The sequence below is a fragment of the Alteriqipengyuania lutimaris genome (assembly GCF_003363135.1).
GTDB lineage: Bacteria > Pseudomonadota > Alphaproteobacteria > Sphingomonadales > Sphingomonadaceae > Alteriqipengyuania > Alteriqipengyuania lutimaris.
The window spans coordinates 299,559-308,792 of the sequence record NZ_QRBB01000001.1; the positions used below are offsets into that span (position 1 = coordinate 299,559).

10 protein-coding genes and 1 pseudogene are annotated in these 9,234 nt (G+C 63.7%); 3 read left to right on the forward strand and 8 right to left on the reverse strand.

What is annotated here, in order from left to right; translation table 11 throughout:
- Positions 1 to 6 precede the first annotated feature (6 nt).
- The 8 genes from DL238_RS01380 to DL238_RS01415 form a co-directional block, all read right to left on the reverse strand.
- Complete coding sequence (locus DL238_RS01380) at positions 7 to 918, reverse strand: S1/P1 nuclease (RefSeq protein ID WP_115490627.1); 912 nt, start codon at positions 916 to 918, stop codon at positions 7 to 9.
- Positions 879 to 1,547 carry a glutathione S-transferase family protein gene (locus DL238_RS01385; RefSeq protein ID WP_115490628.1) on the reverse strand — a complete coding sequence of 223 codons (669 nt, stop codon included), beginning with the start codon at positions 1,545 to 1,547 and terminating at the stop codon, positions 879 to 881. The genes DL238_RS01380 and DL238_RS01385 overlap by 40 nt, the downstream gene beginning before the upstream one ends.
- Before the next feature lie 77 nt (positions 1,548 to 1,624).
- A complete protein-coding gene (gene yihA, locus DL238_RS01390; RefSeq protein ID WP_115492702.1) occupies positions 1,625 to 2,227 on the reverse strand; it encodes a ribosome biogenesis GTP-binding protein YihA/YsxC in 603 nt (200 codons plus the stop codon).
- Positions 2,228 to 2,277: 50 nt separating this feature from the next.
- Positions 2,278 to 4,047: a membrane protein insertase YidC gene (gene yidC, locus DL238_RS01395; protein WP_115490629.1), complete on the reverse strand. Its 1,770-nt coding sequence runs from the start codon at positions 4,045 to 4,047 to the stop codon at positions 2,278 to 2,280.
- Between the two features lie 85 nt (positions 4,048 to 4,132).
- Entirely contained in the window at positions 4,133 to 4,330 is a 198-nt protein-coding gene (yidD, locus tag DL238_RS01400; protein WP_199801452.1) for a membrane protein insertion efficiency factor YidD, read from the reverse strand.
- A 17-nt stretch (positions 4,331 to 4,347) separates the two neighbouring features.
- Complete coding sequence (gene rnpA, locus DL238_RS01405; protein WP_115490630.1) at positions 4,348 to 4,722, reverse strand: ribonuclease P protein component; 375 nt, start codon at positions 4,720 to 4,722, stop codon at positions 4,348 to 4,350.
- Between the two features lie 150 nt (positions 4,723 to 4,872).
- Positions 4,873 to 5,007, reverse strand: a complete 135-nt coding sequence (gene rpmH / locus DL238_RS01410) for a 50S ribosomal protein L34 (RefSeq protein ID WP_010235936.1) — start codon at positions 5,005 to 5,007, stop codon at positions 4,873 to 4,875.
- A 98-nt stretch (positions 5,008 to 5,105) separates the two neighbouring features.
- Complete coding sequence (locus tag DL238_RS01415; protein WP_234030917.1) at positions 5,106 to 5,945, reverse strand: alpha/beta hydrolase; 840 nt, start codon at positions 5,943 to 5,945, stop codon at positions 5,106 to 5,108.
- 201 nt (positions 5,946 to 6,146) lie between these two features.
- Between DL238_RS01415 and DL238_RS01420 the strand changes: the two are divergent.
- The 3 genes and pseudogenes from DL238_RS01420 to DL238_RS01430 all read left to right on the forward strand — a co-directional run.
- A pseudogene (locus DL238_RS01420) lies at positions 6,147 to 6,785 on the forward strand (magnesium chelatase domain-containing protein); the annotation flags it as partial.
- Positions 6,786 to 6,858: 73 nt separating this feature from the next.
- A complete protein-coding gene (locus DL238_RS01425; protein WP_115490631.1) occupies positions 6,859 to 8,319 on the forward strand; it encodes an SMODS domain-containing nucleotidyltransferase in 1,461 nt (486 codons plus the stop codon).
- Positions 8,320 to 8,326: 7 nt separating this feature from the next.
- Positions 8,327 to 9,229 (forward strand): S-4TM family putative pore-forming effector, encoded by a 903-nt coding sequence (locus tag DL238_RS01430; RefSeq protein WP_115490632.1) that lies wholly within the window; start codon positions 8,327 to 8,329, stop codon positions 9,227 to 9,229.
- Positions 9,230 to 9,234 lie beyond the last annotated feature (5 nt).

Sequence of the window (9,234 nt, forward strand, 5' to 3'; positions counted from 1 at the left end):
TTCAGGCTAGTTGTCTTCCGGCTCCGGCAGCGGGCCGGGCGCCATCGCACGGTCGAGCAGGTCCGCGATGCGCAGGCCCGCTTGCGTCACACGGCGCTGCGAGACCGGAATCGCCGCCTCGATATCCTCCTGCGTCAGCGCGGTCTCATCGGGCAGCGGGCCATCCAGCGGGCTGCGGTCGAAAGCATTGGGATATACGAAATCGCGCGAGGTCTCCCAGCTCTCGCGTCCCCAGTCGGCAGGATCGCCGCCCGCCAGCTCGGCACGCTCGGCGGCGGTGTAGCGACGCACGAGGGCTGGCCGCGCGGACGTGATCGCGCGTTCGGCCAGCGGGCCGTCCCAGATCCAGTGCAGGTTGAGCCCCGGCGCGATACCGTAAGCCGCCTCGCGGTCGTTCCCACCCCGGTCGTCGAGATCGCCCGAATGCAGCGGCATGTGGATGTCGCCCGCAAAATGGACCACGAAGGCGAGCGCTTCCAGACGCACATTGTCGGGCAGGCTCTCGTCGGCGAGGATGCGGAAATTGCGCGTCACCTGAGCGCTGACGCAATTGCCGCCGGAGCAGTTCTTGCCCGCGTCGTATTCTTCGGTGACCGGCTCGGTCTGGTAGTGCCAAGCGGCCGTATAGCCCCAGCGCCAGCCCTCGCGCCGGATGCAGTCGGGCCAGGTCGCGGCCTCAATCAGGTTGCCGAGCGGACAGTCGGGCGTGCCGATCTGCGACTCGGCCTTGAACAGCCGGTCGAGCTTCGCGCGCGTCTCTGGCCGGATATTCGCCAGCGCGATTTCGGCGGTGACGCCGTGGGCAAAGAAACCCCAGGCACTCGCCGGCGAGGGGAGCAGGATTGCAAGCGCAGCCAGCGCCGCAAGGATGCGCGCGATCAGGCGGCGGGTACGCTCTCGTATTGTTCGATGACCCATTGTTCGTCCTCTGCGGCGCCGATCCACTGCTGGAGCCAGTCGTGCGTCCAGACCGCCTGCATGTAACTCTGCGCGAAGCCGGGTACACCGAAGCCATAGGTGATGAAACGGCTGACGACCGGCGCGTAGAAGATATCCGCCGCGCCGAAGGTGCCGAACAGGAAGGGGCCGCCGCTGCCGAAGCGCGCGCGTGCCTCCGCCCACAGGCCGAGGATGCGGACCACATCCTGTTTCGTCGCTTCGGAAATCTTCACATTCTCGTGCCGGGTGCGGATGTTCATCGGGCACTCGCGCCGCAGCGAAAGGTACGAGCTGTGCATTTCGGCGACCATCGCGCGGGCCAGCGCGCGCGCCGCATCGTCCTTCGGCCAGAAGCGATCGCGGCCGACCTTGTCGCCAAGATATTCGAGGATGGCGAGACTGTCCCACACCACGGCCTCGTCATCCCACAGCACGGGCACCTTGCCCGATGACGGGGTCAGTTCGCCATCGCTGCGCTTCTTTGCCTCCCAATCCTCGCCGAACAGGGGCACGGTGATCTCGTCGAATGACAGACCCGCCTGCTTGCACGCGAGCCAGCCGCGCAGGCTCCAGCTGGAATAGTTCTTGTTGCCGATGATCAGTTTCATGTCGCTTCCCGGCCGGGCCTCTTGTCTACGGGCAATCGCGTAGAACGCCTCCTGAGTGCTGTCGAGCGCGCCCGAACCTAGGGCGTCAGCGCGTCAGCCACCACCGCAGCGCGCAGGGCCGCGATGCCCTGCCCCTTTTCGGCACTGGTTAGGTGGATTTCCGGAAAGGCGGCGGGGTGCTTCTTCGCCTCTGCCGCCACCATCTCGTGCACCGCGTCGAGCGCGCTCGCCTTGATCTTGTCGCTCTTGGTCAGGACGATGCGATAGCCGACCGCCGCCTCGTCGAGCATTTTCATCATCGCCCGGTCGCTGTCCTTCAACCCGTGGCGGCTGTCGACGAGGACGAGAGCGCGCGAAAGCACCTGCCGCCCGCGCAGGTAGGTGCGCACGAGGCCCTGCCATTTCTCGACCACCGATTTGGGCGCCTTGGCAAAGCCGTAACCGGGCATGTCGACCAGCCGGAACTGCGTCGGTTCGCCGACCTCGAAGATATTCAGCTCCTGCGTGCGTCCCGGCGTCACCGAGGCGCGCGCAATCCCCTTGCGCATGGTCAGCGCGTTGAGGAGCGAGCTCTTGCCCACGTTCGATCGGCCGGCGAGCGAAATCTCGGGCACGGTCGGTTCGGGCAGGAACTTGAGCTGCGGCGCGCTCAGCAGGAATTCGACCCGGCCCGACACCATCCGCGCCGCCGCGACCTCTTCCGGTGTCTGCGGGCCGTGGCCGGCGGCGCTCACGTCTTTCCTTCCGATGCGGTCTCGTCGCGGGCCTTGGCTTCCTTCTCCGCCTTGTCCCTGTCCATCGCCGCCTTGAGCTGGGGATGCTTGGAATAGAGGTATTTCTGCTGCGCCAGCGTCAGCAGGTTGGAGGTGTTCCAGTAGAGCAGCAGGCCTGCGGCAAACGGCGCCATCACGAACATCAGCACCCATGGCATGATGCTGAAGATCTGCTGCTGCATCGGGTCCATGCTCGACGGGTTGAGCCTGAAGGTCAGCCACATCGTGAAGCCGAGCAGCAGGGCGAGCGGACCCAGCGCGAGGAAGCCCGGCACTTCGTAGGGCAGCATGCCGAACAGGTTCAGGATATGCGCCGGATCGGGCGCGGACAGATCCTCGATCCACAGGACGAAGGGCTGGTGGCGCATCTCGATCGCGAGGACCAGCACCTTGTACAGCGCGAAGAACACGGGGATCTGCAACAGCATCGGCAGGCAGCCCGCGACCGGGTTGACGCCCTGGTCCTTGAACAGCTTCTGCATTTCCTGCTGCTGCTTGACCTTGTCGTCCTTGTGCTTTTCCTGAAGCTTTTTCATCTCCGGCTGGATCGCCTTCATGCTCGCCATGCTGGCGAAGCCCTTCTGCGCGATCGGGAACATGAGGCCGCGCACGCAGCAGGTGAGCAGGATGATGGCGACGCCGAAATTGCCGACCAGATCGAACAGCGTGCGCAGCAGCCACAGGATCGGCTTTTCGAACCAGCGGAACCAGCCCCAGTCGATCGCGAGGCCGAACTGCGCGATGCCCGCTTCCTGATAGGCGTCGAGCACCTGGCTTTCCTTGGCGCCGGCGAACAGCTGCGAGGTGCGGCTGATCTGGCGGCCGGGGCGCAGCGTGATCGGATCGTAGATCATGTCGGCGCGGAACAGGTCGTCGCCCAGCGAGCGGAAGCCGGTGTCGAGCCCCGTGCCGTTCTCGGGAATGAGCGCACCCAGCCAGTAGACGTCGGTAAAACCGAGCCAGGCGGCGTTGCCCTCGCCCGAAACCGCGCCCTCTTCGGCCAGATCGTCGTAATCGGGGCCGTAATCGACCGTCCCATCATACGTCCCGATCGGGCCCGAATGCGAAATCCACGTGCTCGGGCTCGCGGTCAGGCTCGTGCGTGTGATGGTCGCGAAGGGGGAGACGACCACCGGCCCGTCGCCGTAATTGGCGACCGTCTGCTGCGCGGTGATCATGTAATTGTCGTCGATCGACAGGCGGATGAGGAAACGCTGGCCTTCGCCATTGTCCCACCGCAGGTCGACCGGATTGCCGGGCGACAGGGTCCCGCCGCTCGCCTGCCAGACGGTGCGCGCATCGGGCACATCAGTGCCTTCACCCACGAAGCCGAACTGCGCGAAGTTCTGGATCGGCGTTCCTGCAGGCGCGAAGAGCTGCACCGGCCCGCTGTCCTCGTCGACCGTGGCACGATGATCCTTCAGCTCGATATCGTCGATCCGCGCACCCACGAGGTTGATCGAGCCTTCGACCCGCGGCGCGTCGATCCGCACGCGGTCGCCCGAGGAAAGCGCCTCGTCGAGATCGATCGCCTGCTGCGCCACGCTGGGCGCGACGCCCGACTCACTGGCGATTTCCTGTCCCGCACGCTGTTCGGGCGTGGTCGCACGCTCGGTCTGCTCAGTCTCGGGCGGGGCCGGATAGAAATAGCTGATCGCCGTATCGTACAGCAGGATCATGATGCCGCACAGAACCACGGCGAAGATGAGATTGCGCTGGTTGTCCAAGAAACTTCAGTCCTGCTTGCGCTTCACGCGTGATGAAACATTGTCGGGTCGGGCGGCTCGGGTGATTGGCCCCATGCCCCAGGGCCTAGGGCACCGGATCATGGCCGTGCCCGCCCCACGGATGGCAGCGCATTATACGCTTGAAGCCCAGCCATCCACCCTTGATTGGGCCATGCTTCTCGATCGCCTCGATGGCGTATTGCGAGCATGTCGGCTGGAAGCGGCAGCTGGGCGGCAGGATCGCGCTCGGCCCCAGTTGCCAGCCGCGAATCAGCAGCACCATTGCGCGCCTGACGATCGTCACCGGCTGCGCCTGCGCCGGGGCGGGCGGCCCTTCTGGCCCTCGCCTCTCGCCGCCCGGCCCAGGGCGTCGGCCAGTTCATCCGAAAGCTTTGCGAAATCCCGCTCCACCCCGCCTTCGCGCCCGATCAGGACGTGATCGTGATCGGGCAGGCCGCCGGCGGGCAGGTGTGCCCGGAGCAATTCGCGAAAGCGGCGTTTCATCCGGTTGCGGACGACGGCGTTGCCGATCTTTTTGGTGACCGTGATGCCGTAGCGCACGCCGTGCCCGTCGTTGGGCCGCGCCAGCAGCACGAATCCGGGCGTGGGCACACGCAGCCCCCGATTCGCCGCGAGGAAATCCGCACGTTTGGTCAGCACGCTACTGGCGGTCATGGGCCTGCGAATCTCGGGCCTGTCGGTCACGGCTGAATTCATGGCGCTCAGATAGGCAAACGGGCCCCCGATCGGGAGCCCGCAAGCAAATCGAATTGTCGCGTGGATCGGTCGGGCGATGCGCATGGCACCCCGCGACCGCTCAGCGAATCAGGCGCAGAGCTTCTTGCGGCCGCGCTTGCGGCGCGCGGCGAGAACCTTGCGGCCGCCGGTGGTGGCCTTGCGTGCGAAGAAGCCGTGGCGGCGCGCACGAACGAGATTGCTGGGCTGGAAAGTCCGCTTCATGGTAAACCTCTAGTCGATGAGCCGGATGGTGGCGCCTTTGCGAGCGGCCCATCCGCGAATTGCGTTTCACCGCAAGGCGAAACTTCAAGCGCGCGCTATTACGGCGTCGCGACGGTCAGGTCAAGGTAGGCAATGCGCGGCGCGATGCCAGTGGTGTTGTCGGTGCCGTTGTCGTTGGCGGCTTGCTCGATCGTCCGCGCCAGCCAGCCGCGCATGTCGCCCGCGTCGAGCCAGCGGGCCCCGGCATGCGGCACCGCATTGGTCATCGCGTAGAAGTCGCGCGCGCCTGCCTCGCTCATGCCCATCTCGCGGTAATAGTCGAGGTAGTAGCGATGCTCGGGCGCGTCGGGGGCGAAGTCGTCCGCCTCGCGCCCGCGATTGTCGCGCCACGAATGGACCGCGAAACGCGCGCCATCCTCGACCTCGCGCCTCGCCCCGGCGAGGAACAGCTCGACTGCGCCCGAGCGGACCGATCCGCCGCGCGGTACCCGCGTGGTCAGACCGGCATCGCGAATCATCCGCCCGACCTCGAGGTTGGCGCGGTCGTTCTCCGTCCCCGGCGCCTCCAGCATGTCGAGCGTACGCAGGCCCGGGAAGGCCCGCAGCAGCGCCGCGAACTGCGCCGGGGTGGCGGCGGTGGTGGTACCGACGAGGGCCGCGCGCGTCGGGTCGATCACGCGGAACGGTCCGTAAGCGGCAAGGGCATTGGGGGTGGTGGCACGGTAGGACGAGATCGCGCGGTCCGCGATGGCGTAGTCGATCCGCGGCGCATCGCCCGCCACGGTATCGGCGTAGGCATAGCTCGCGGCCGGCCAGGCATCGTCGAAGCGCGGATCGGTCTCGTCGATCCATTCCTCGCTCACCGTCACCCGCAGCACCCAGCCATCCGGCGCGCCCTGCGCCGCGAGCGGGGACGGGACCAGGCCGAGTGTCAGCATCAGGGCCGGAAGGAGGGCGACAAGCCAGCGCACCGGCAAGCATTTGCCGCCCGCGTGTTACCATCGGCCAAGCAAGCGTGGTTTCCGGCGCGCTAACCCTGTCGTCCGGCCCGCACAATTGCGCGCGATTCTGCGATCTCGACAAGCCTGCGACAAACCGGCAAACCCTTGCCGGGGCTGGAAGAAGGGGGATGGCCGCAAGTGGTCGCACTGGTACGCACGGTCGCCTATCTCGGGCTCGAGGCGCGCGCCGTCGAGGTGCAGTGCCAGCTCGCCGCCGGCCTTCCGCGCTTCAGCGTCGTCGGCCTGGCGGACAAGGCGGTGAGCGAGAGCCGCGAGCGGGTGCAGGCCGCGCTCGCCGCGATGGGCCTCGCGCTGCCGCCCAAGCGGATCACGGTCAACCTCTCGCCCGCCGACCTGCCCAAGGACGGATCGCATTACGACCTGCCGATCGCGCTCGCGCTGCTGGCCGCGATGGGCGTGGCGGACCGCGAGCAGCTGGCGGACTTCGTCGCGGTCGGCGAACTCGCGCTCGACGGGCGCGTGGTCGCCTCGCCCGGCGTGCTGCTGGCAGCATTGCATGCGAGCGAGGCCGAATGCGGGCTGATCTGCCCCGCCTCGCAAGGTGCCGAGGCCCGCTGGGCGAGCGGCATTCCCGTCCTCGCCGCGCCCGATCTCGTCAGCCTGCTCGGCCACCTCAAGGGCACGCACCAGCTGGCCACCCCCACCATCGGCACGGTCGAAGAGCGCGCGCCCGGCCCCGACCTCAGGCAGGTGAAGGGGCAGGAGAGCGCCAAGCGCGCGCTCGAGATCGCGGCGGCGGGCGGCCACAACCTGCTACCAATCAGATCGTAAAGACCCTTGCATGTTGTCTCTTTGTTCCTACCTGCTTAGAACCTGATGGGGGGTGCCGATGAAGCTTGTGAACCGCTTTAGTGACTTTCTAAGAGACACTGTAAATCTCAACCAAACCCGATTGGACTTTCTTGAAGGCAGCGCCGACGCGATTGAGGAGTTCATAAGAGAGGCCGAATGGGAGCCTAGGATTTGGAAGTTTGAACGCCAAGGCTCTTGGGCTGCAAAGACGATTATCAAGCCCGTGGAAGGTGCGGAATATGATGCAGACCTCCTCGCGATTGTCGCTCCCGTTGATGGGTGGGAAGCGAAGGACTACGTCAAATCCCTATACGACATCTTTTCGGCAAGCGGGCGTTATGGAGACAAGGTCGAGCTGTACGATTACTGTGTCACAATCGTTTATGCAGGCATGCGGCGAATTGACATCGCGCCGTGCGTACGCGGGCGTGAAGTAGCCGACCATCACGAAGTCTGTGATCGGTCCGCAAATGAGTTTGTTCCCTCAGAACCTACAGCCTTCACCGAGTGGCTTAAGGAACGAAACTCCCACTCCGGAAACGACTCATTTCGCAAGGTAACGAGGCTAGTTAAATATCTGCGCGATATCACGAGCCGGTTCGAGTGCCCGTCCGTATTGCTCACCACGCTGCTGGGCAATCAGATGCAATGGAATGATAAAGAGTTCGCGGGTTTTGAGGACGTACCCAGCGCACTCAAAACGTTGATTATTCGGCTCGATACATACCTTCAGACTCAACCGATCAGACCTACCGTAGCCAATCCCTCTCTCAACGGGGAAGATTTTGGCGAGCTGATCAGCCAGGCCCAATATGACACCCTCCGCAACGTGATTCACCAACTGCGTAGCGATATTGAGGAGGCCTACGAAAAGTCGGGCTTTTACGATAGCGTGTTGGCTTGGCGGCAGGTGTTCGGCGACGGCTTCGCCAAGGGCGTGACCGTCGCGCATAAGGCCGAAAGCGCCGATTTGACCGAGAACGTCGAGGCTGAACGGGCTCTGCTCGTAGCATCGGCCCATCATGACGATTCGCTGGCGGATAAGATCGTCTCATTTGGCCGATGGATCTGGTCGCCGGATTTTGATCGGCCCCCTCACATTCGGCCCCCTATCTGGAAAGTTGCCGAGAACATCAGTGACAATGTTCAAGTTCTGGCGAGGTGGCATCCAAGCCAGCACTCCCCAGAAGGGTCATCGAGGCAGGTGAGAGATTTTGAGGAGCTGCCCGCAGACGGAGGACTTTGGTTCGATGTTCGGGTCAATGGCGGCGAGCAAGTTCCTATCGGACACTTTGTGCGTTGGCGCATCACGAATACTGGCCGCATAGCGATGGCTATGGGGGCGGGACGGGGTGGGTTCGAGAGCCCCCAGTTGGGGCATAAGCGCTGGGAGCAGCTTAGCTATAAGGGTGTGCACTTGGCAGAAGCTTTTATCATACGCAGCGCTGATTCTCAGCTTGTAGGCCAGAGTTCCGCGTTCCACGTCCTTATAAGGTAGGACTGACATGCAAGATATCGCAGGGCGTCAAAACAAGGAGCCGTACTTTGGTCTCCTCCAAGCCCGTCAGTGGTTGTGGAAGATAGCCGAGCGTTGGCTGGTAATCCAGATGGTGGCGGTAATCCCAGTCCCAATCATAGGTGCGATAATCGCTCTGTCAGTTCCCGAACACCGTGCAAGTGTAGCAGTTGGCGCGATACTACTGACTCTGTTGGATGCTCTCTTTATTGACCGCCGCTATCGACACGCGGTCAAGGTGGCGGCGAAGGCTTCGGAGGCGTACGATACCAAACTATTTAAGCTTCCATGGAACGAGCTAGCGGCGGGCCCAAAACTCCAACCTGAGCAAATTACCTCCGCCCGACGCACGTGGGACGAGAAGAGGAGTTCTGATCAGCTGATTGATTGGTACCCAACTTCCGTGGACAATGCGCCGTTCCATGTCGCTCGGCTTATATGTCAGCGAGTAAATGTGACGTACGATAGCGCCTTGAGAATGATTTATTCTCAAATCCTTTTTTGGGGTGCAATCCTTGTTGCCCTCGCATTGACTGGCATTGCTCTACTGTCCGATGCATCGCTAAGCGAAGTGCTTCTCTCCTATCTCTTCCCAATCGCCCCACTGTTAATTTTCGCGATCCGAGAGGGTTTCAGGCAACGAGACGCTGCGGAGGCCAATCAACAAATTAGAAACGCCGCACAGGCCGTTGTCGAGGATGTGATCGAGCGAGGGTGCACTGCCGAGGAGTGCACGCACAAAAGCGTACAACTTCAGGCTGCCATTTATACCCGCCGAGCCCTCAATCCCCTCGTGGCCCCGGGCCTGTATGGCCTATTTCGGAATAAGCTGGAAAAGGACATGAACGAAGGCGCAGACCACTGGCTTCGCGAGGGTGGATACATAACCTAAAAAAG

What these genes read in the sequence shown, in the direction of transcription:
- DL238_RS01380 (WP_115490627.1), bottom strand. Translation starts at nt 918, where the DNA reads ATGGGTCATCGAACAATACGAGAGCGTACCCGCCGCCTGATCGCGCGC.
- DL238_RS01430 (WP_115490632.1), top strand. Translation starts at nt 8,327, where the DNA reads ATGCAAGATATCGCAGGGCGTCAAAACAAGGAGCCGTACTTTGGTCTC.
- rnpA (WP_115490630.1), bottom strand. Translation starts at nt 4,722, where the DNA reads ATGACCGCCAGTAGCGTGCTGACCAAACGTGCGGATTTCCTCGCGGCG.
- DL238_RS01385 (WP_115490628.1), bottom strand. Translation starts at nt 1,547, where the DNA reads ATGAAACTGATCATCGGCAACAAGAACTATTCCAGCTGGAGCCTGCGC.
- DL238_RS01415 (WP_234030917.1), bottom strand. Translation starts at nt 5,945, where the DNA reads ATGCTGACACTCGGCCTGGTCCCGTCCCCGCTCGCGGCGCAGGGCGCG.
- rpmH (WP_010235936.1), bottom strand. Translation starts at nt 5,007, where the DNA reads ATGAAGCGGACTTTCCAGCCCAGCAATCTCGTTCGTGCGCGCCGCCAC.
- DL238_RS01425 (WP_115490631.1), top strand. Translation starts at nt 6,859, where the DNA reads ATGAAGCTTGTGAACCGCTTTAGTGACTTTCTAAGAGACACTGTAAAT.
- yihA (WP_115492702.1), bottom strand. Translation starts at nt 2,227, where the DNA reads ATGGTGTCGGGCCGGGTCGAATTCCTGCTGAGCGCGCCGCAGCTCAAG.
- yidD (WP_199801452.1), bottom strand. Translation starts at nt 4,330, where the DNA reads ATGGTGCTGCTGATTCGCGGCTGGCAACTGGGGCCGAGCGCGATCCTG.